Annotated in this window: 20 protein-coding genes and 5 pseudogenes; 14 read left to right on the top strand and 11 right to left on the bottom strand. The window is 35.0% G+C overall.

The features are described 5' to 3' along the window. The first annotated feature begins 256 nt into the window (after positions 1–256). Positions 257–2,311 carry an AAA family ATPase gene (locus ABWU62_RS05935; protein ID WP_353287816.1) on the top strand — a complete coding sequence of 685 codons (2,055 nt, stop codon included), beginning with the start codon at positions 257–259 and terminating at the stop codon, positions 2,309–2,311. A 346-nt stretch (positions 2,312–2,657) separates the two neighbouring features. Further along, positions 2,658–3,450, top strand: a protein-coding gene (locus ABWU62_RS05930; protein ID WP_087740684.1) for an IS5 family transposase whose coding sequence is annotated in 2 segments (ribosomal slippage) — positions 2,658–2,921 and positions 2,923–3,450 — 792 coding nt in all. Because the reading frame shifts where the segments join, the coding sequence is not laid out codon by codon here. Between the two features lie 431 nt (positions 3,451–3,881). On the opposite strand, the gene ABWU62_RS05925 is transcribed toward ABWU62_RS05930, so the two are convergent. Beyond that, entirely contained in the window at positions 3,882–4,007 is a 126-nt protein-coding gene (locus tag ABWU62_RS05925) for a hypothetical protein (RefSeq protein ID WP_019236432.1), read from the bottom strand. Positions 4,008–4,083: 76 nt separating this feature from the next. Between ABWU62_RS05925 and ABWU62_RS05920 the strand changes: the two genes are divergently transcribed. Next, positions 4,084–4,221 carry a hypothetical protein gene (locus ABWU62_RS05920; protein ID WP_019236431.1) on the top strand — a complete coding sequence of 46 codons (138 nt, stop codon included), beginning with the start codon at positions 4,084–4,086 and terminating at the stop codon, positions 4,219–4,221. A 414-nt stretch (positions 4,222–4,635) separates the two neighbouring features. Here the strand turns inward: ABWU62_RS05920 and ABWU62_RS05915 are convergent, their stop codons facing one another. The 3 genes and pseudogenes from ABWU62_RS05915 to ABWU62_RS05905 all read right to left on the bottom strand — a co-directional run. Next, entirely contained in the window at positions 4,636–5,658 is a 1,023-nt protein-coding gene (locus tag ABWU62_RS05915) for a virulence RhuM family protein (RefSeq protein ID WP_172758862.1), read from the bottom strand. 400 nt (positions 5,659–6,058) lie between these two features. Continuing rightward, positions 6,059–6,851 (bottom strand): IS5 family transposase gene (locus ABWU62_RS05910; RefSeq protein ID WP_353287093.1). Its coding sequence is split into 2 segments (ribosomal slippage): positions 6,059–6,586 and positions 6,588–6,851, totalling 792 coding nucleotides; the frame shifts between segments, so codons are not numbered across the junction. Between the two features lie 60 nt (positions 6,852–6,911). Continuing rightward, positions 6,912–7,229, bottom strand: a pseudogene (locus ABWU62_RS05905) (IS630 family transposase); the annotation flags it as partial. Between ABWU62_RS05905 and ABWU62_RS05900 the strand changes: the two are divergent. Further along, positions 7,223–7,411, top strand: a complete 189-nt coding sequence (locus ABWU62_RS05900; RefSeq protein WP_353287815.1) for a hypothetical protein — start codon at positions 7,223–7,225, stop codon at positions 7,409–7,411. The pseudogene ABWU62_RS05905 and the gene ABWU62_RS05900 overlap by 7 nt on opposite strands. Here the strand turns inward: ABWU62_RS05900 and ABWU62_RS05895 are convergent. Continuing rightward, positions 7,402–7,551, bottom strand: coding sequence for a hypothetical protein (locus tag ABWU62_RS05895; RefSeq protein ID WP_353287814.1), 150 nt, complete (start codon positions 7,549–7,551; stop codon positions 7,402–7,404). The genes ABWU62_RS05900 and ABWU62_RS05895 overlap by 10 nt on opposite strands. Between ABWU62_RS05895 and ABWU62_RS05890 the strand changes: the two genes are divergently transcribed. Further along, a protein-coding gene (locus tag ABWU62_RS05890; RefSeq protein WP_353287090.1) for an IS630 family transposase occupies positions 7,545–8,550 on the top strand; the annotation gives its coding sequence in 2 pieces (ribosomal slippage) (positions 7,545–8,006 and positions 8,008–8,550; 1,005 coding nt in all). The two genes, ABWU62_RS05895 and ABWU62_RS05890, sit on opposite strands and share 7 nt — an antisense overlap. 15 nt (positions 8,551–8,565) lie before the next feature. On the opposite strand, the gene ABWU62_RS05885 is transcribed toward ABWU62_RS05890, so the two are convergent. The 4 genes and pseudogenes from ABWU62_RS05885 to ABWU62_RS05870 form a co-directional block, all read right to left on the bottom strand. Next, positions 8,566–9,057: a hypothetical protein gene (locus tag ABWU62_RS05885; RefSeq protein WP_353287813.1), complete on the bottom strand. Its 492-nt coding sequence runs from the start codon at positions 9,055–9,057 to the stop codon at positions 8,566–8,568. 32 nt (positions 9,058–9,089) lie between these two features. Next, positions 9,090–9,896 carry an AAA family ATPase gene (locus ABWU62_RS05880; RefSeq protein WP_353287812.1) on the bottom strand — a complete coding sequence of 269 codons (807 nt, stop codon included), beginning with the start codon at positions 9,894–9,896 and terminating at the stop codon, positions 9,090–9,092. 16 nt (positions 9,897–9,912) lie between these two features. After that, positions 9,913–10,416: pseudogene (locus ABWU62_RS05875) on the bottom strand (AAA family ATPase); the annotation flags it as partial. Between the two features lie 6 nt (positions 10,417–10,422). Further along, a protein-coding gene (locus ABWU62_RS05870; RefSeq protein WP_353287093.1) for an IS5 family transposase occupies positions 10,423–11,215 on the bottom strand; the annotation gives its coding sequence in 2 pieces (ribosomal slippage) (positions 10,423–10,950 and positions 10,952–11,215; 792 coding nt in all). Positions 11,216–11,404: 189 nt separating this feature from the next. Between ABWU62_RS05870 and ABWU62_RS05865 the strand changes: the two genes are divergently transcribed. Both ABWU62_RS05865 and ABWU62_RS05860 read left to right on the top strand, forming a co-directional pair. Next, positions 11,405–11,860: a crossover junction endodeoxyribonuclease RuvC gene (locus ABWU62_RS05865; protein WP_353287811.1), complete on the top strand. Its 456-nt coding sequence runs from the start codon at positions 11,405–11,407 to the stop codon at positions 11,858–11,860. Positions 11,861–11,962: 102 nt separating this feature from the next. Beyond that, positions 11,963–12,394 (top strand): annotated as a pseudogene (locus ABWU62_RS05860) (ParB N-terminal domain-containing protein); the annotation flags it as partial. Here ABWU62_RS05860 and ABWU62_RS05855 read toward each other — a convergent pair. Continuing rightward, positions 12,343–12,483: a hypothetical protein gene (locus tag ABWU62_RS05855; protein ID WP_353287810.1), complete on the bottom strand. Its 141-nt coding sequence runs from the start codon at positions 12,481–12,483 to the stop codon at positions 12,343–12,345. The pseudogene ABWU62_RS05860 and the gene ABWU62_RS05855 overlap by 52 nt on opposite strands. Between ABWU62_RS05855 and ABWU62_RS05850 the strand changes: the two genes are divergently transcribed. The 6 genes and pseudogenes from ABWU62_RS05850 (at position 12,477) to ABWU62_RS05825 (ending at position 18,135) form a co-directional block, all read left to right on the top strand. Continuing rightward, positions 12,477–13,482, top strand: a protein-coding gene (locus ABWU62_RS05850) for an IS630 family transposase (protein ID WP_353287090.1) whose coding sequence is annotated in 2 segments (ribosomal slippage) — positions 12,477–12,938 and positions 12,940–13,482 — 1,005 coding nt in all. Because the reading frame shifts where the segments join, the coding sequence is not laid out codon by codon here. The genes ABWU62_RS05855 and ABWU62_RS05850 overlap by 7 nt on opposite strands. Before the next feature lie 233 nt (positions 13,483–13,715). After that, positions 13,716–14,721, top strand: a protein-coding gene (locus ABWU62_RS05845; protein WP_353287090.1) for an IS630 family transposase whose coding sequence is annotated in 2 segments (ribosomal slippage) — positions 13,716–14,177 and positions 14,179–14,721 — 1,005 coding nt in all. Because the reading frame shifts where the segments join, the coding sequence is not laid out codon by codon here. A gap of 15 nt (positions 14,722–14,736) precedes the next feature. After that, positions 14,737–15,519 (top strand): annotated as a pseudogene (locus ABWU62_RS05840) (DNA-methyltransferase); the annotation flags it as partial. Between the two features lie 28 nt (positions 15,520–15,547). Continuing rightward, positions 15,548–16,027, top strand: coding sequence for a hypothetical protein (locus tag ABWU62_RS05835; protein ID WP_353287809.1), 480 nt, complete (start codon positions 15,548–15,550; stop codon positions 16,025–16,027). A gap of 19 nt (positions 16,028–16,046) precedes the next feature. Beyond that, a complete protein-coding gene (locus ABWU62_RS05830; protein ID WP_353287808.1) occupies positions 16,047–17,525 on the top strand; it encodes an ankyrin repeat domain-containing protein in 1,479 nt (492 codons plus the stop codon). Continuing rightward, positions 17,513–18,135 (top strand): annotated as a pseudogene (locus ABWU62_RS05825) (phage terminase large subunit family protein). The gene ABWU62_RS05830 and the pseudogene ABWU62_RS05825 overlap by 13 nt, the downstream one beginning before the upstream one ends. Here the strand turns inward: ABWU62_RS05825 and ABWU62_RS05820 are convergent. Continuing rightward, complete coding sequence (locus ABWU62_RS05820; protein WP_353287807.1) at positions 18,098–18,256, bottom strand: hypothetical protein; 159 nt, start codon at positions 18,254–18,256, stop codon at positions 18,098–18,100. The pseudogene ABWU62_RS05825 and the gene ABWU62_RS05820 sit on opposite strands and share 38 nt — an antisense overlap. 45 nt (positions 18,257–18,301) lie before the next feature. Here ABWU62_RS05820 and ABWU62_RS05815 point away from each other — a divergent pair, with 45 nt between their 5' ends. Continuing rightward, a complete protein-coding gene (locus tag ABWU62_RS05815) occupies positions 18,302–19,534 on the top strand; it encodes an IS256 family transposase (protein WP_353287800.1) in 1,233 nt (410 codons plus the stop codon). Positions 19,535–19,547: the final 13 nt, after the last annotated feature.

Genomic DNA, 19,547 nt, shown 5'->3' with positions numbered 1-19,547 from the left:
CAGTATGGCTTTTTTTCCATTATTGTCTATTCGTTGCTTGTATAGCGGGAATTGGTATAACTGTCAAGGATGACCTTTATAGACGGTTAATTGCAGGTTCAGAGAAATTTAAATAATTGTGGTACGATTTTTAACCTATTGATATTCGCTTGCTTTTTTTTGAGAATAATTGCGGTAGCATTTAAAATAATGTCGATGTAAACATTAGCCTTCAAAACTTGAATAACTCTTATATAAGGTTATTTGTGGTTTTATTATGAATATCGATTCTAAATCTTTAAATGATAAAACAGAACTATTGCTTAACATAAGATCTTGCCTTTTCTACCTTTTGCCAAGAGGAACTTTTCGTGGTGATAAGTTTTACGTAGGTGATGTGCATGGTAACAAAGGAAAAAGTCTGGTAGTAGAATTAAGTGGCAGTAGAGCTGGGTTATGGAATGATTTTGCAACTGGAGAAGGTGGTGACATTATCGACCTTTGGGCAGCTGTGCATAGAAAGAATGCAAGGACAGAGTTTCCTGAGGTAATAGCTTCAATAAGTGAATGGCTCGGAAATAATAAAAAATACAGAGAGAAACAATATGTTGATGAAGACTTCGAGAAATTTATTACCCACAGTTGGAATTATTATGATGAAAATGGCCAGGTCATTGTAAAAGTTTACCGTTCTGATCCTCCAGGAAAGAAAAAAGTATACAAGCCTTTTGATGTCAAACAATCTAAGTTTGCAGCACCAGAGATAAGGCCACTCTACAACATTCCAGAAATCTTAAAGTCTGATAAAGTTATTCTGGTTGAAGGAGAAAAATGTGCAGAAGCGCTGATAGAACAAGGAATTGTAGCTACAACAACAATGTCTGGAGCAAACGCAGATGTTGATAAAACAGACTGGTCGCCCCTAAAGGGTAAACATATTATTATATGGCCAGATAATGATGAAGCAGGTAATAAATACGCAAAAAATGCTGAAAAAAAGCTTTTAGAGATCGGAGTTGAATCACTTGTTATTCTTAATATTCCACAAAATAAAACAAAAGGCTGGGATGCTGCTGATTGTGTGTTAGAAGGAATAAGAGCTTCTGAGTTTATTGAAAGGAGGTTAAAGAAAAATGATAAACTCAATATTTTAGATTGGAATCTCAGCCGTTATTTAGGTGAAGTACCAACACAAAAGTTCCTAGTTGAAGGGTTATTTCCTTTAGGCGTTACTTCAATAGTAGCTGCTATGGGAGATACAGGCAAAGGAATGCTACTACTTGATTTAGCTCTCAAAGTTGCAAGTGATACAGATCAGATCTGTGGTTTTGGTTCGCTTGTAAAAGAGCACGGATCAGTGGTAATTTTTTCAGCAGAAGATGATGCAGATGAGATACATCGTCGCTTAGAACGTCTTGATCCTGAAGGTAATAGAGCAAAGTACCAGGATCGTGTATTTATTGTACCTATGCCAAACACAGGAGGACCATTTTCTATAATAAAAACCAATACGCGTGGTAAATGTCCTGAAACTTCAGAAAAATTTGAAGGTATTAGCGAACAATTAAATGCAATTGAAAATTTAAAACTGATTATTTTTGATCCATTAGTATCGTTTGTTCATGCTGATATAAATTCAGATCCAGAACTTGGGTGGTATTCAACAGGATTGCTTGCAAGTTTGGCAACTGAAACAGGAGCGACTGTAATTGCTGCACATCATATGAGAAAACCTAAATGTGGATCAATTACAACCGTAGAACAAGCAAGAGATGCAATAAGAGGTACAACTGCACTTGTTGATGGAGTTAGATGCTCTTTTGCATTATGGCCTGCACTAGTAGAGCATCAAAATTCAGTGTGTAATACACTAAAGCTTGAAAGAACTCATAGTAAAATTTATCAGGGAGCAGTGGTTAAGTCCAATGGGGCAGCAGACAGAAGTGTAAGAACTTATTTGCGTTCATCAACAGGCTTGCTAGAAGATATATCTGAACAAATTAATGCTATTAAGTCCTCTGATGAAGAGTTAAAAAATATACTTATTCACTACATTAAACTTTCAGCCCACGAAGGCCATCCATTTACGCATACAGGTGGTCCTGGAATTTTCAAACAAAGGCATAAATTACCACCTATGTTTCATAATGTTAGCAGACATAAACTTGAACGTTTAGTACAGAGTTTACTAAATGACAATAGGGTAGTAAAAGGTATGGCTGCAGATTCAAAAGAAGATAAGTGGCTTGATGTTCCAACTGGTCCTTTTGCAAGAGGTGAAGGTAAATTTAAGCTGGGTGCAGGGAAATTCAAAGTTGCTAATAGTCTTTAAAAACAGTTTACAGCCATCAGCATAAATCTGCTATAATAAAAGGTTAATTACAAACTTGAAAAAACTTTTATTTAAAAAATGGGTCATACAAAAAGCATTTAAGCCAAACTGGGAATACAAATTTCGCAACTATAGGCAAGCTTGATGTATTTCATTACTTTGGCTAGGCCGATCTGAGTTTTATAGTTTCCGTGATTTTCGGCAAAATTTCAAAATAAGGAAACAGAAATATAATACACCTAAACCATTGAAATTCAGTATTTTTATCCATTTAATATCTATAAGAACCTGTACATGATCTCAAGAAAGGAATAAACTAAGAGATAATGTATATAAGTTAGGATATATGAGGAGTGTATACCCAAGTGATATAAGTCGGGAAAGATTTGAGATTATATTACCAGATCTAGAATCCTGTAGAAAAAAAACAAAACCAAGAAAACTGGATTTATATGAGTTATTTTGCGGTGTACTTTATGTGCTAAAAAGTGGCTGTCAGTGGCGAATGCTACCAAAAGAGTTTCCAAAATGGCGCAATTGTTACGATTACTTCAAGAGATGGAGTAAAAAACCGAATGAAGATAGAGAAAGTGTTCTAGAAATTGTCTTAAAAAAAATTAGTTGGAGAGGTTCGTTTCAACAGTGGTCGGAATACAAAAACAAGCTTCTGCATCATTGATGCTCAAAGTGTAAAAAACACCGATATTGCTGAAGAAAAAGGTTATGATGCCGGCAAGAAAATTTCAGGAATAAAGCGTCATATTGCAGTAGATACGCAAGGTTTGCCACATGCAATTTATATTACTACAGCTAATATCGGAGATCGTACTGCTGCTGTAGAGATGATTTGTAACGCAAGAAAAAATCTTTCCGAAGTTCAAAATATACTAGTTGATGCAGGTTATACAGGAGAAAATTTTGCAACTCAAATAAAAACGACTATTGGTGCAACCGTTGAAGTAATAAAACGAAGTGAATTACATACCTTTGTTGTATTGCCAAAAAGGTGGGTTGTAGAGCGTTCTTTTGCTTGGCTGGAAAAGTGTAGACGGTTATGGAAAAATTGCGAGCGTAAACTCAATACTAGCCTACAAATGGTCGTTCTAGCTTTTACTGCCTTGCTCCTCAAAAGATTATGAACAGGCTCTAAGACTTTATCTTTCCATTTCCAAAAGACTTAATGAATCAGATCGCCCTAGAACCCGCTACAGTAGCTAGCTTTCCACTTTCCGAAAATCTTATATATTATTATAATATGTAAATAACACTATACATATATATATACTAATAACAAATAATAATAAACAATATGAAAATATAATGAGGTTAACTAGAATTAAAGTAATGCTTAGGGAGTGAAGAAAAAAGAAGTTAGGGGAACTGGAAAGATCTTAAAATATTCATAAATACAAGAAATAGCTTTTAATGCGGATTTAAAACGATTCTATGACTTTGGGGTACAATTATACCACTAAGACCTAAGTTGCTTACGTAGAATAGCTTAAAACTCAATTACAAGGGACTTCTAAATTATTTTCTACTTTAAATTTTTACTTGTTATAAAAAAACTTCATTTTAGTTTATCACGTCTTTTATTCGTTGTAAAATATTTTTTCAAACAGGCAAAGTAGTCGTCAACTGATGTTTGAATTACGTATGCTATTCCATCAAAATATAAATCAATAACTGCTGGCATATCAGAGGCTTATAAATATGGTCATAAGTTAGATGCAGAACGTTCTCGTAGATATTTTTACACTTGTGTTGAAGGTATGGAAGAGAAAGTTACAAACCAACTAAATAAGGATATTACAGTGTATGAAAAGATTTTACCAACCGATTACAAATCGCCAGAATATGGAAGTATTGTGCCAGTTGAAGATTCAAACATTTGGCTTTACTATAATTAGATCTCAGCTACAATACCAGACTCCAGAACTTTTCAGTCTTGGCAGAATCTGGTGCAGTTTATGAGATCTGGTACTTTCTGCTAGCAAAAAAATGATGTATTTTCAATAGTTTAAGGGTTGACAGATTTCTGAGCTGTAATCTGGTTTAGGTGGCAAAAAACTTAGGAATATTGAGGGGTTTTGACCAGTTTTCAGTCTCTAAAGTTTTCTATTATTATATAATAATAAGTAGTATGAATTAACATATACTACTTTCATCTTACTACTCAAAAAACTTAACTTCTGCAAAAAGGTAAAAGCCACTACAATTAAGTTTCAAAGCGATTCTACAACCCACCAAGACCTATGCAAGATAGCTTAAAACTCAATTAAGAGGCATTTCTAAATTGTTTTTTACTTTTATGAAATTTAGCTCTAAGTTTTTACACTTTTTTGATCAAGACTTTTCTTTTCTTCTACCAATTTATCAAAGTCTGACTTGTATGACTTATCCTGTGTTTTTCTAAACACCTCATATTCTTTTGTAGCTAGGGCAATTGCTACTTCATGAGAGGTTTTGCCATAATTCTGTAATATATCTTGCTCATTAAATCTTAAAAATGCATCGAGTTTCTCTTTCCAATCCTTCATATACATTACTTTACCCCTGGCAGCTTGAAACTCTGCGTAATCTATATACATATTTACTATTCTGTTTAGCTGAGCAATTTCATTTTTATCTAAATAGTTTTTTGCTACTTGCGTGTCAGAAAGAAAGATTTTTCCCTTAGGCCCCTTACGCCAATTTGTTAATCCCATATTAGGTTTACTTCTATCCACTCTGTTAGCAATAATTTCTGCTGCTGTATTTCCAGTAATAGCAAAATGCAATTTATTCTGCACTATAGCAAAGAAATTTTTTGTTTCAGTTGAACAGCTTGCATAGTCTACTGAAGTTGCATAAATGTCTGTGATTTTCTGATAAGCCATACGCTCACTTGCACGAATTTCTCTAATTTCTTCAAGCAACTCATCAAAAAACCGAGTGTCAAATCTAGAGCCATTTTTAAATCTATTGCTATCAATCACGAAACCTTTGAAAATATACTTCTTTAGCTTATCAGTTGCCCATGTGCGAAAAGCAGCACCACGCTCTGAATTGACACGATAACCAACTGATATCACAGCCTCTAAATTGTAGAAAACCACATCACGTTTTACTTCTCTTTCTCCCTCTTTTTGAACTATCGAGGATTCCTCGGTAGTTGAGTTTTTATCTAGTTCTTTACATAGATAAATGTTCTTTAGGTGCAATGAAATATTATCAGTTGAACAGCCAAATAACTCAGCCATATGTTTCTGAGTAAGCCATAGATTTTCATTTTCAAATCTAACTTCAATACATACCTTTCCATCATCTGTTTCATAGAATAAAATTTCATTATGATTCCTGTTCATACACTTCCTTTAACACCCTTTGAAAAGCAAATAAAAAGTACTATTAATGATTAGATTGATATAAGTAAACTTACGGGTAAGTTTAACATCGTTTTTATTCATTGTAAAGAAAAAATTTGTATGAAGGAGAAAACTCACTTTGCAACAGCTTTCATAAGTTCCTTGTATCTCTCATCTTTTTTTATTGAGTGTTCCCAGAAAACCTTTAAATTAGCTGATAGCAAGAGAAACAAAGTGTTTGCTAAGTTGCGTAATTGAGAAGAAATAACTTAACTCAAACAAAAAAAATTTAGTGCAAATCAAATTTCCAACCTCATTTCTAGTATATATCTGTTAAGAGGTAGTTGAAAGAGCTACTATAACGTAGACAACCTTAATCCATATACTTCTTAGAGCCTGTTCATAATCTTTTGAGGAGCAAGGCAGTAAAAGCTAGAACGACCATTTGTAGTCTAGTATTGAGTTTACGCTCGCAATTTTTCCATAACCGTCTACACTTTTCCAGCCAAGCAAAAGAACGCTCTACAACCCACCTTTTTGGCAATACAACAAAGGTATGTAATTCACTTCGTTTTATTACTTCAACGGTTGCACCAATAGTCGTTTTTATTTGAGTTGCAAAATTTTCTCCTGTATAACCTGCATCAACTAGTATATTTTGAACTTCGGAAAGATTTTTTCTTGCGTTACAAATCATCTCTACAGCAGCAGTACGATCTCCGATATTAGCTGTAGTAATATAAATTGCATGTGGCAAACCTTGCGTATCTACTGCAATATGACGCTTTATTCCTGAAATTTTCTTGCCGGCATCATAACCTTTTTCTTCAGCAATATCGGTGTTTTTTACACTTTGAGCATCAATGATGCAGAAGCTTGTTTTTGTATTCCGACCACTGTTGAAACGAACCTCTCCAACTAATTTTTTTTAAGACAATTTCTAGAACACTTTCTCTATCTTCATTCGGTTTTTTACTCCATCTCTTGAAGTAATCGTAACAATTGCGCCATTTTGGAAACTCTTTTGGTAGCATTCGCCACTGACAGCCACTTTTTAGCACATAAAGTACACCGCAAAATAACTCATATAAATCCAGTTTTCTTGGTTTTGTTTTTTTTCTACAGGATTCTAGATCTGGTAATATAATCTCAAATCTTTCCCGACTTATATCACTTGGGTATACACTCCTCATATATCCTAACTTATATACATTATCTCTTAGTTTATTCCTTTCTTGAGATCATGTACAGGTTCTAATAGTAATATTGGGGTTTTCCTCTATCCACACCTCAATTTGTTCAAGTTGACTTTGGTTCAATATAGTTTTTCTACGGCGTTGAGGTGGAGAAAATAATTTTTCTTCTCTTCCAAATTTTATGTGCTTTATCCATGTAGTAATTGCCTTTCTCGAAATGCAACATATTTTTGCTACAGCTGTTATACTGTGCTTTTTTGCTGCAATTACAGCATTTAGTTTTTTTGCAACATACGCATTATTTCTTACTTTCTTCAGCATCTCTTTTGCTGATTCCACCACTTTTTCATCCAATAATTTTGATCTTAATGCCATCTAAACCTCGCTATTTTACTTACTCCAGTATGGCTTTTTTTCCATTATTGTCTATTCGTTGCTTGTATAGCGGGAATTGGTATTACTTTTGTAAAACTCGCCACCAGGTAGTAAATGGAGTAGGTATTCTTCAATTCTATCAATTACTAACGCTTTTATTTCTTCTAGAGATTTATTCATAAAAGGTGCCCTCCAATAATTTATGATAAAAAAATGATTCTTTTATTCGCTTATACCAATTCCCGCTATACAAGCAACGAATAGACAATAATGGAAAAAAAGCCATACTGGAGTAAGTAAAATAGCGAGGTTTAGATGGCATTAAGATCAAAATTATTGGATGAAAAAGTGGTGGAATCAGCAAAAGAGATGCTGAAGAAAGTAAGAAATAATGCGTATGTTGCAAAAAAACTAAATGCTGTAATTGCAGCAAAAAAGCACAGTATAACAGCTGTAGCAAAAATATGTTGCATTTCGAGAAAGGCAATTACTACATGGATAAAGCACATAAAATTTGGAAGAGAAGAAAAATTATTTTCTCCACCTCAACGCCGTAGAAAAACTATATTGAACCAAAGTCAACTTGAACAAATTGAGGTGTGGATAGAGGAAAACCCCAATATTACTATTAGAGAAATGAGAATAAGAATCCAAGAAAGATTTGGTTTGAATATCAGCAAATCCACAATACATCGTAATATGCAAAGAATGAAATTCTCATATATCACACCAAGACCAGTTCATAGTGGACAGGATAAAAATAAGCAAGAGGAGTTTAAAAAAAAACCTCAATGAAACTATTGTCATGCATTCTGAAAAAGAGCTATTTTTCTTCGATGAATCACGGTTTGGTACACATTCAAAAGTTGGACATGGGTGGTTTAAAAAAGGCAGTAGGACACAGGTTAAGGTAAAATTAGGTAGGGAAAATTTTTATCTCTATAGTGCAGTTAATCCCAGAAATGGAGAGAATTTTAGCTTATTTGCACCAAACGTCAACACTGCTTGTATAAATATATTCCTTGAACAGATGTCGCAATATTTAGGAATACGAAAGGCTTTTCTCGTGATGGATTGCGCTAGTTGGCATAAGTCAAAAAGTTTAAAGATACCTAAAAATATCGAAATTATATACCTACCACCATACTCACCTGACCTCAATCCTGTTGAGAGGTTTTGGTTATATATAAAACAGAACATTTTGCGCAATAAAATCTACGATACAATTGTTCTGCTTGAGAGCGCTTTGTGTAAATTTATTACCTCTCTTTCCCCTTCCACGGTTAAACAACTCTGCAATGCTTCTTATTTGGTTCATTAATAATGAGAGTTGGTATTAGAAAGGTATCCAATCAAGCTCAGTATTTTCTGGAGTAATAACCGTAGCAATCTTGTTTTTTTCTCCATATCGATCAGCTTCAATACCAACTTTTGCAGTAAACTCTAACCCATTAAAATCAGCTATAGAGTTGACTTTTCTAGCGATAACTGCTTTTTCTGAAGTGTCATTTGAATGAATGTTCCGTGCTGACTCTAAAATACTTCTAAGCATAGAACGGCCAGATTCTGCCCAAACATCTTCTCCTTCAACGCTTGCTTTGCCACTTTTGACACCTATAATCTGAAAAATCTTGCGTTTTGCATATGGACCTTCAGTGACAGTAAATTCAGCGTTTAAATAGATGCTGCCAGTAGTGTAGCTTTTCGTGAACCAATTTTCATAACCTCCAGGCTTTATTGCCATTTTTACCTTGACTGTTGTACTTTTCGGTATTAAACTGCTCTGCAGTTTCGCGTTATTAAAATCAGTTAAAAAATCTGTTAGCATATTGTTCCCTATAAATTAAGTAAAAAAAAGAATCAACTCCATTGGTCTACAAGTTTCCAATGACCATTTATCTTATCGACAAGCTTGCTTGCCACACGTTCACCATTTCGCAGCTCAAACACTATTTGACGGGTAGTGCTTTCTTCATCATGAGCAAACATCACCATGCCTGTGCTATAAAATCCACGTAAAGATCCAGCACCGCTTAGGCCTTGGAATGGATCTTCTTCCAGCATCTTTTTGGACAGTTTTTTTGTGTGGTGGGTGAGGATTATACCTGCATCTGGATTAATAATGTTCCTCAGTTTTTCAAGCGTTTTTTGCAAAAAGAATAGCATAGCGCTGTTGTCATTTTCATTACCATATTCACTTGAGTTAAAAATGTTACGAAGAGGATCAATCGCAATAATATCAGGCTTAAAACGTTCTTTGACAGTATTTTTAATTTCATCTATTTCTTCACTATTGAATGATAATTGCACTCTTGGTGTGATAATTAAGTTATTGGCAGCTATGTCCAAAAGTTCGTTATCCAGTCGAAGTTGTTGCAAACGTTCTTTCATATATTCATATTCAATTTCAGTTTGCATGTAGAAAATTTTCAAAGGTCTATTTGGTGTCATACCGAGAAATGATCTACCAGCAGCCATATGGACAAGCCAAGAGATCAAAAAGTCACTTTTGCCGATTTTAGGTGGGCCACCCAGTACCAATAGACCTCTTTTCGTTAAAATTCTTGGTGAGATTATATCCTCTGGTATTGGCGTTTGATCACTTAAATATTCCTTTACGCTATAAAAAGGGACTTTTTGACCGATGTTGAAAAAGCTTTGTTCCATATTACTCCTTTTAAAATTAAATTGAGGCAACAGAAGCCAAGGTTTTGGCTTTAATTTTTGCAAGTAATTTACCTAAATGCGGTTCTTCAACCATATTTAGGCAGCCACTTCGATCTTTAGCTGGATATCCCCAAGAGTTAATAGTCTGACAGACAAATGAACGTTTCTCTGTTCCATCATCTTTCTTAATTCCAACCATACTAATCACTTCATCAACAATGCCGGGAATCTCACTGGCAGTTTTAGCCCCTTCACATTGAGGTAGCCAGGTTGAACGATTGCAGTCATCAAGATATTGACCTAAGGTGCCAACTATGATGATGTCTTTGTCTCTGATATGTTGAAATTGATTGAGCCAAGCCATCATCTCTTGAGCAAGTAATCCATAGGCAGCTCTTTTATCTTCTCTTCCTGATCTATCTGAAAAAGCTTCAGGTTGCATTCTGGCCCATGAAAAACATAAACGTGATGCAACAGTTATGCTATCAATAAAAATAGAGCGGTATTTAGAAACCTCAGAGCCTGTTCATAATCTTTTGAGGAGCAAGGCAGTAAAAGCTAGAACGACCATTTGTAGTCTAGTATTGAGTTTACGCTCGCAATTTTTCCATAACCGTCTACACTTTTCCAGCCAAGCAAAAGAACGCTCTACAACCCACCTTTTTGGCAATACAACAAAGGTATGTAATTCACTTCGTTTTATTACTTCAACGGTTGCACCAATAGTCGTTTTTATTTGAGTTGCAAAATTTTCTCCTGTATAACCTGCATCAACTAGTATATTTTGAACTTCGGAAAGATTTTTTCTTGCGTTACAAATCATCTCTACAGCAGCAGTACGATCTCCGATATTAGCTGTAGTAATATAAATTGCATGTGGCAAACCTTGCGTATCTACTGCAATATGACGCTTTATTCCTGAAATTTTCTTGCCGGCATCATAACCTTTTTCTTCAGCAATATCGGTGTTTTTTACACTTTGAGCATCAATGATGCAGAAGCTTGTTTTTGTATTCCGACCACTGTTGAAACGAACCTCTCCAACTAATTTTTTTTAAGACAATTTCTAGAACACTTTCTCTATCTTCATTCGGTTTTTTACTCCATCTCTTGAAGTAATCGTAACAATTGCGCCATTTTGGAAACTCTTTTGGTAGCATTCGCCACTGACAGCCACTTTTTAGCACATAAAGTACACCGCAAAATAACTCATATAAATCCAGTTTTCTTGGTTTTGTTTTTTTTCTACAGGATTCTAGATCTGGTAATATAATCTCAAATCTTTCCCGACTTATATCACTTGGGTATACACTCCTCATATATCCTAACTTATATACATTATCTCTTAGTTTATTCCTTTCTTGAGATCATGTACAGGTTCTTAGGAGTAGCACATGATTCTCGAATTTCCGTTGTTGGCCAACAAAAAAACTATAAACCGCTTTTTGATAGTACGTTCGAGGAACTAAACGATATTTTGGAATCAGTGCTACTTATAGTTTTAAATAATGTCAATCCTAACACTGGACCTCGGTAAACAGACAGGCTGGGCAATTCTAACCAATGGAGTAATTGAAAGTGGAAGCAAAAGTTTTCATGGTAGCCGTTTTAGCGGAGGTGGCATGTGCTTCTTGAATTTTCGTAATTGGCTCAATTCTTTGAAAGACATTTCTGCAGTGTATTTTGAGGAAGTGAGAAGACATCTAGGAACTGATGCAGCGCATTGCTATGGCGGTTTTCTCGCAGTTCTGTCTGCTTGGTGTGAAGAGAACAATATTCCCTACCAAGGTGTTAATGTTAAAACTATCAAACGCTTTATAGCAGGCAAAGGCAATGCAAGTAAGAGTGAAGTTATTGAAGCGATACGTGAAAAAGGTTTTGCACCTAGAGATGATAATGAGGCTGATGCTTTGGCATTAATGTTCTATGTTAGTAAAGATTTTAACATATTAAAAATACCATAAAAGTGGGTCCTTTCGGCCATACTGGCTGGTTTAGTGGGTCAGACCCCAGGCCTTCTTTAGCGTCAGAGATATTTTGAATATTAACTTTTTAATTATTAAGATATGAATTTAGCAATCCACTATTATCCTACTCAAAATCTGGTCGAATATGAGCGTAATCCACGTAAAAATGATGACGTAGTAAATAGAATGTGTGCTTCAATCAGGGAATTTGGCTTTCGTATACCAATAGTTGCAAAAAGCGATGGCACTGTGGTTGATGGTCATTTAAGACTTAAAGCAGCAAGAAAACTTGGTATGGAGAGCATTCCTGTTGTTTTAAGTGATAATTTAAATGAACCACAAACTAAAGCTTTTCGGTTACTGGCAAATCAATCAGCTAACTGGGCAAAATGGGACGATGATCTTTTGAAGGTGGAAATTCAAGAATTAGAAGATTTGCAGTTTGATCTTAAAATGACTGGATTTGAGCTAGAAAAAGTTCAAAACTTTCTTGACGATTTAGATGGTGAAGAAGAAGATCTTTCTGACTTATACCAATTCCCGCTATACAAGCAACGAATAGACGATAATGGAAAAAAAGCCATACTGGAGTAAGTAAAACAGCGAGGTTTAGATGGCATTAAGATCAAAATTATTGGATGAAAAAGTGGTGGAATCAGCAAAAGAGATGCTGAAGAAAGTAAGAAATAATGCGTATGTTGCAAAAAAACTAAATGCTGTAATTGCAGCAAAAAAGCACAGTATAACAGCTGTAGCAAAAATATGTTGCATTTCGAGAAAGGCAATTACTACATGGATAAAGCACATAAAATTTGGAAGAGAAGAAAAATTATTTTCTCCACCTCAACGCCGTAGAAAAACTATATTGAACCAAAGTCAACTTGAACAAATTGAGGTGTGGATAGAGGAAAACCCCAATATTACTATTAGAGAAATGAGAATAAGAATCCAAGAAAGATTTGGTTTGAATATCAGCAAATCCACAATACATCGTAATATGCAAAGAATGAAATTCTCATATATCACACCAAGACCAGTTCATAGTGGACAGGATAAAAATAAGCAAGAGGAGTTTAAAAAAAAACCTCAATGAAACTATTGTCATGCATTCTGAAAAAGAGCTATTTTTCTTCGATGAATCACGGTTTGGTACACATTCAAAAGTTGGACATGGGTGGTTTAAAAAAGGCAGTAGGACACAGGTTAAGGTAAAATTAGGTAGGGAAAATTTTTATCTCTATAGTGCAGTTAATCCCAGAAATGGAGAGAATTTTAGCTTATTTGCACCAAACGTCAACACTGCTTGTATAAATATATTCCTTGAACAGATGTCGCAATATTTAGGAATACGAAAGGCTTTTCTCGTGATGGATTGCGCTAGTTGGCATAAGTCAAAAAGTTTAAAGATACCTAAAAATATCGAAATTATATACCTACCACCATACTCACCTGACCTCAATCCTGTTGAGAGGTTTTGGTTATATATAAAACAGAACATTTTGCGCAATAAAATCTACGATACAATTGTTCTGCTTGAGAGCGCTTTGTGTAAATTTATTACCTCTCTTTCCCCTTCCACGGTTAAACAACTCTGCAATGCTTCTTATTTGGTTCATTAATAATGAGAGTTGGTATAAGTTACCATGAAGTTTCTTGAAATGTGGTTTCTTTTACTCACATTAAATTTGTAGTTTTTTTATTTTAATACAATTTCAGTTTTGACTGTAGAGGAGGTTCCGATGTCAAAAAATACCTATAGTGATCAAGTTATACCAATTCCCGCTATACAAGCAACGAATAGACAATAATGGAAAAAAAGCCATACTGGAGTAAGTAAAATAGCGAGGTTTAGATGGCATTAAGATCAAAATTATTGGATGAAAAAGTGGTGGAATCAGCAAAAGAGATGCTGAAGAAAGTAAGAAATAATGCGTATGTTGCAAAAAAACTAAATGCTGTAATTGCAGCAAAAAAGCACAGTATAACAGCTGTAGCAAAAATATGTTGCATTTCGAGAAAGGCAATTACTACATGGATAAAGCACATAAAATTTGGAAGAGAAGAAAAATTATTTTCTCCACCTCAACGCCGTAGAAAAACTATATTGAACCAAAGTCAACTTGAACAAATTGAGGTGTGGATAGAGGAAAACCCCAATATTACTATTAGAGAAATGAGAATAAGAATCCAAGAAAGATTTGGTTTGAATATCAGCAAATCCACAATACATCGTAATATGCAAAGAATGAAATTCTCATATATCACACCAAGACCAGTTCATAGTGGACAGGATAAAAATAAGCAAGAGGAGTTTAAAAAAAAACCTCAATGAAACTATTGTCATGCATTCTGAAAAAGAGCTATTTTTCTTTGATGAATCACGGTTTGGTACACATTCAAAAGTTGGACATGGGTGGTTTAAAAAAGGCAGTAGGACACAGGTTAAGGTAAAATTAGGTAGGGAAAATTTTTATCTCTATAGTGCAGTTAATCCCAGAAATGGAGAGAATTTTAGCTTATTTGCACCAAACGTCAACACTGCTTGTATAAATATATTCCTTGAACAGATGTCGCAATATTTAGGAATACGAAAGGCTTTTCTCGTGATGGATTGCGCTAGTTGGCATAAGTCAAAAAGTTTAAAGATACCTAAAAATATCGAAATTATATACCTACCACCATACTCACCTGACCTCAATCCTGTTGAGAGGTTTTGGTTATATATAAAACAGAACATTTTGCGCAATAAAATCTACGATACAATTGTTCTGCTTGAGAGCGCTTTGTGTAAATTTATTACCTCTCTTTCCCCTTCCACGGTTAAACAACTCTGCAATGCTTCTTATTTGGTTCATTAATAATGAGAGTTGGTATTAGTTGTTGATGACAAAAAGGTAGAAATAACAAAGCCAGGTGATCTTTGGATTTTAGGTGATCATAGAATCTATTGTGGTGATAGCTCTGTAGTTGAATCATATAAAGCGCTGTTAGATGATAAAATGGCAGACATTACTGTTTGTGATCCTCCATATAACGTTGATTATGGTAATAGCCAAGACAAAAAGATATTAAATGATAATCAAGGTGAAAAGTACGAACTTTTTCTCTACGACATCTGTTCCCATATTTTAGCATATACGAAAGGTGCAATTTACATCTGCATATCATCATCAGAGTTTTCAACGTTGCAAAAAGCATTTGAGGAAGCGGGAGGGAAATGGTCAACATTTATCATTTGGGCAAAGAATCACTTTACGCTAGGAAGATCAGATTATCAAAGACAATACGAAGCAATGCTCTATGGATGGAAAAGCGGCAATAAACGTGAGTGGCATGGGGGTAGAAATCAAAGTGATCTGTGGTTTTATGATAAGCCAACACATAACTCATTACATCCAACAATGAAGCCAGTAGAGCTAATGGAGAGAGCAATAGTAAACAGCAGCAGATCAGGAGACATAGTACTTGATCCATTTAGCGGTTCTGGAAGTACACTGATTGCATGTGAGAGAACAGGAAGAATTTGCAGGACAATAGAGTTAGATTCAAAATTTGTAGATGTAACCATAAAACGTTGGCAAATATATACCGGAAGAGATGCCCTTTTAGCCAGTACTGGTAAAACTTTTGCAGAAATTCAAGAAGAAAATTCGTAAAAAGGAGCAAAAAAAGTGGAGGAAAAGAGTGGAAAAAATCACGCAGACGGAATGGGCAAGAGAGATAGGAGTATCAAAGCAATATGTCTGTTATTTAGTAAAGAAAGGAATAGTTGAGTTGGAGGATGGTTTGGTAAATAGAGAACAAGCAAATGAAGCGGTGGCAGCAATAAGAGATCCAAGTCAGCCACTGAGGAGGAAAAATCCAGAAAGTACAAGTAACCTTTCTACGATGTTGCTAGAAACTAGAATAAAAAATGAAATGGAACGAGGTAAACTGCTTGAGGCAAAGGCAAAAGCTGAGATTGGTGAACTTGTAGCAGTAGAGGAAGTAAAGCGCGATGCATTTAATGTAGCAAGAGTTGTCCGTAATAATTTGCTTAATATTCCAAATAGAGTTTCAGCACTGCTTGCATCACTAAGTGACACTGAAAAGATTCATAAGACGCTCACTGAAGAGATTACAAACTCACTTGAAGAATTATCTAACACTAAATTTCAAATATAAGAAAGATTTTGAATATAAAATGGCTGATAACTTAAGTTTAGAGTTAATAAAGTGTCTCATCAATCAACGTGGATTAGATGTTAATGTTAGAGGATTAAATGGAAAGACACCACTACATTGTGCTATAGAGTTTGATGAATTAAGCATGATAGATCTGCTACTTACGAAAAAGAATATCAATCCTTTTGTGGAAGATAATGATGGTAAAACATCTCTTGATTACGCCAAAGAAGGGAAAAAAGCAGAAATATTACAAGCGCTAATTAATAACAAATACGGATCAGAACAAGATAACTTACTTCATTTAGCTGCAATGATAGGTGAAGTTAATGCAGTTAGATATTTGATAGGAAAAGGTGTTGACGTTAATGTACGAAATGCTCTGCATCATACGCCATTACATCTAGCAGCAGGAATAGGACATGCAGAAGTTGTAAAGATTTTGATAAGAGAAGGAAAAGCTGAAATAGATGTCTTTGATGCACGGAATCAGACACCAATGCACTATGCAGTTAATAACAAAAAATTGGAGATAGTAAAGTTACTGCTAAAGCTTGGAGCAGATGTAAATAGCACGCGCATGGGACAAAACTCAATGAAATTGTTACCTATTCATATAGCTGTAAGTAATACTAATTACGATGAAAGAGATCTGTGTTTGGATATCCTCAAATGCTTAATAAGGGAGCCTAATGCTCAAGTCAATTTGCAAGACTACGAAAATCAAACACCACTACATTACGCTGAAAGACTTAAAACAATAGAGGTCTTACTAACGCGAGAAGATATAGATCCATTGGTAAAAGACGATAGCGGCAAAACACCATTTGATTACGCTAAACCTGAGATAAAGAAGGCTTTGGTGAGTAATAAATACGGTTCTGAGAAGAATAGTCTACTCCATTTAGCTGCACAAATGGGAGAAGTTGAGCTTGTAGAGTCTATTTTAAAAGAAGAAATTGATATTGATATTTCAAACAATAAAGGTCTATCACCGATTTACCTTGCTGCAGAAAAAGGACATTTACATGTAGTAAAATTACTACTGAAAAAAGGAGCAAACTATACACCTGTTCTGCACTCAGCAATCAAGTCAAATAATTTAGAATTGCTAAAAACTTTATTTAAAGAAAAGAGTATCAAATTACCAGATGAGATAGGCAAGTCTGTACCAGTTTATTATAGATGTATAGAATATAGAGATGCAAAAGTAAGAAAATACAATAATGTGATCTGTATTTTTACCTCAGTAAGTGCAGTAGCAATATCGGTATATATAGGGTTAACAGCAACAACAATAAGCAGTGCAATCATTTTTGCAACAGTAACAGGAGTATTTGCGCTTGTTATAGCAATAATGATAAGTGAGATGAGTAAAAGATATATAGAAAACGAATTTCAGAAAAAGATGTTTATGGAATTGGAGGAGTGTGGAGGAATAAACTCTACTGTTAACAATATTGAGATAGAACCAATTATGAGTAGATGCAGACAATGATATACGCTAGAGCTTTTTCTGAAGGTTTAAGACCAGATCCCCAGCTTAAAGTATCAGAGTGGGCGAATGAGTATCGAGTTTTAGCAGCAACTGCAGCATCAGAGCCAGGTAAATGGAGAACAGAGAGAACTCCTTATTTAAAAGAAATCATGGATTCACTATCTCCGTCCTCACCAGCAGAAAAAGTAGTATTCATGAAAGGAGCACAGATTGGAGGAACAGAAGCAGGAAATAATTGGATTGGCTATATCATCGATCAAACGCCAGGGCCAATGCTAGTAGTACAGCCGACAGTTGAAATGGGAAAGCGTTGGTCAAAAGGAAGATTTGCACCACTGATTGAAAGTACACCATGTTTAAAAAGTAAAGTAAAGACCCAAGGTCAAGAGACTCAGGCAATACTGTACAAAGTAAGGAATTTCCAGGTGGAATAGTAGTAATAACCGGAGCAAATAGCAGTGTAGCACTGAGATCTATGCCAGTAAAATATCTCTTTCTTGATGAAATAGATGCCTATCCAGGAGATTCAGGAGGAGAAGGAGATCCAGTACTGCTTATACCAACTCTCATTATTAATGAACCAAATAAGAAGCATTGCAGAGTTGTTTAACCGTGGAAGGGGAAAGAGAGGTAATAAATTTACACAAAGCGCTCTCAAGCAGAACAATTGTATCGTAGATTTTATTGCGCAAAATGTTCTGTTTTAGGGAACGTTCAAAAAAGTGTGTCAAACCGAAAAAAAAGTAATAAATTGATATAAAAAATGGAGGTTTGATATGAGTCAAGCAAATAGAACTACTGGTTTGGTAGATTATAAAGAATTAGAAACAAATATCCTGTCATCTATACGAGAAGGAAGACCATTGACAGGAAGAGATGGAGCATTAACACCGTTTATAAAAAGGTTGCTAGAGGCAAGTCTGGAAGGTGAAATAGAAAGCCACATGTCAGCTAAAAGTGAAGAAAATAACCGAAGAAATGGGAGAAATGCAAAAACTTTACGCACGAGTGCAGGTTCATTTGAGCTGCTAACACCAAGAGATAGGGAGGGAAACTTTGAACCGCAAATAGTCAAAAAAAGGCAAACGAGCCTACATCCAGAACTTGAAGCAAAGGTCTTAAGTACATACGCCAGTGGCATGGGATACAGAGACATAGCTTCACACGTTGAGGAAATATATGACCATAAAATATCAGCAGCAGAGATATCCAGTATTACTGATAAATTGCTACCAATAATCAATGAATGGCGCAGCCGTCCACTGCAATCAGTGTATCCAATAGTGTTCATGGATGGCATGTTTTTTAAGGTCAAGGAGGACGGACATTGCGTAAGTAAATGCATGTATAATATATTGGGTATAAATCAAAATGGCAGAAAAGAAGTATTAGGTTTTTATTTGGCTGAAAGTGAGGGAGCTAACTTCTGGTTGGGAGTTCTAAATGACCTCAAAGAAAGAGGAGTAGAAGATATTTTAATTGCCTGCATTGATGGACTAAAAAGCTTTCCTACAGCTATAAATAGTGTATTTCCTAAAGCAGAAGTACAGCTATGTATAGTGCATCAGATAAGGAATTCACTGAAATATGTATCTAGCAAAGATGTAAAAGTTTTCATGAATGATTTGAAAAAAATATATCGTGCTTCAAGTAAAGAAATCGCTGAGAATTATTTGCTTGAGCTGGAAGAAAAATGGAGTGAAAAATATCCCTTAGTTACAAAATCGTGGCAAAACAATTGGGAAAATTTATCTAGTTATTTTAAGTATTCTGGGCCAGTTAGGAAGATGATTTACACCACCAATCCAATTGAGGGGTTGCATAGACAGATCAGAAAATTTACTAAAACTAAAGGTTCATTTACCAGTACAAATGCCTTGTACAAACAGGTATATTGTGCTATAAAAAAGGTAGAGCAAAAGTGGATTACTGCTTTGCCTAACTGGGCTTTAACTATGTCTCAACTTGATATCTTTTTTCCTGGCAGATTAAAAATTGAGTTGAATTGAAAATGCGGTTTGA

The organism is Wolbachia endosymbiont (group B) of Gerris lacustris (genome assembly GCF_964028355.1).
Lineage (GTDB): Bacteria > Pseudomonadota > Alphaproteobacteria > Rickettsiales > Anaplasmataceae > Wolbachia.
Note: the sequence above shows the minus strand (reverse complement) of the source record. Positions and strands in the feature narration are given on the sequence as shown.

What these genes read in the sequence shown, in the direction of transcription:
- ABWU62_RS05935 (WP_353287816.1), top strand. Translation starts at nt 257, where the DNA reads ATGAATATCGATTCTAAATCTTTAAATGATAAAACAGAACTATTGCTT.
- ABWU62_RS05925 (WP_019236432.1), bottom strand. Translation starts at nt 4,007, where the DNA reads ATGCCAGCAGTTATTGATTTATATTTTGATGGAATAGCATACGTAATT.
- ABWU62_RS05920 (WP_019236431.1), top strand. Translation starts at nt 4,084, where the DNA reads ATGGAAGAGAAAGTTACAAACCAACTAAATAAGGATATTACAGTGTAT.
- ABWU62_RS05915 (WP_172758862.1), bottom strand. Translation starts at nt 5,658, where the DNA reads ATGAACAGGAATCATAATGAAATTTTATTCTATGAAACAGATGATGGA.
- ABWU62_RS05900 (WP_353287815.1), top strand. Translation starts at nt 7,223, where the DNA reads ATGCCATCTAAACCTCGCTATTTTACTTACTCCAGTATGGCTTTTTTT.
- ABWU62_RS05895 (WP_353287814.1), bottom strand. Translation starts at nt 7,551, where the DNA reads ATGCCATCTAAACCTCGCTATTTTACTTACTCCAGTATGGCTTTTTTT.
- ABWU62_RS05885 (WP_353287813.1), bottom strand. Translation starts at nt 9,057, where the DNA reads ATGCTAACAGATTTTTTAACTGATTTTAATAACGCGAAACTGCAGAGC.
- ABWU62_RS05880 (WP_353287812.1), bottom strand. Translation starts at nt 9,896, where the DNA reads ATGGAACAAAGCTTTTTCAACATCGGTCAAAAAGTCCCTTTTTATAGC.
- ABWU62_RS05865 (WP_353287811.1), top strand. Translation starts at nt 11,405, where the DNA reads ATGTCAATCCTAACACTGGACCTCGGTAAACAGACAGGCTGGGCAATT.
- ABWU62_RS05855 (WP_353287810.1), bottom strand. Translation starts at nt 12,483, where the DNA reads ATGCCATCTAAACCTCGCTGTTTTACTTACTCCAGTATGGCTTTTTTT.
- ABWU62_RS05830 (WP_353287808.1), top strand. Translation starts at nt 16,047, where the DNA reads ATGGCTGATAACTTAAGTTTAGAGTTAATAAAGTGTCTCATCAATCAA.
- ABWU62_RS05815 (WP_353287800.1), top strand. Translation starts at nt 18,302, where the DNA reads ATGAGTCAAGCAAATAGAACTACTGGTTTGGTAGATTATAAAGAATTA.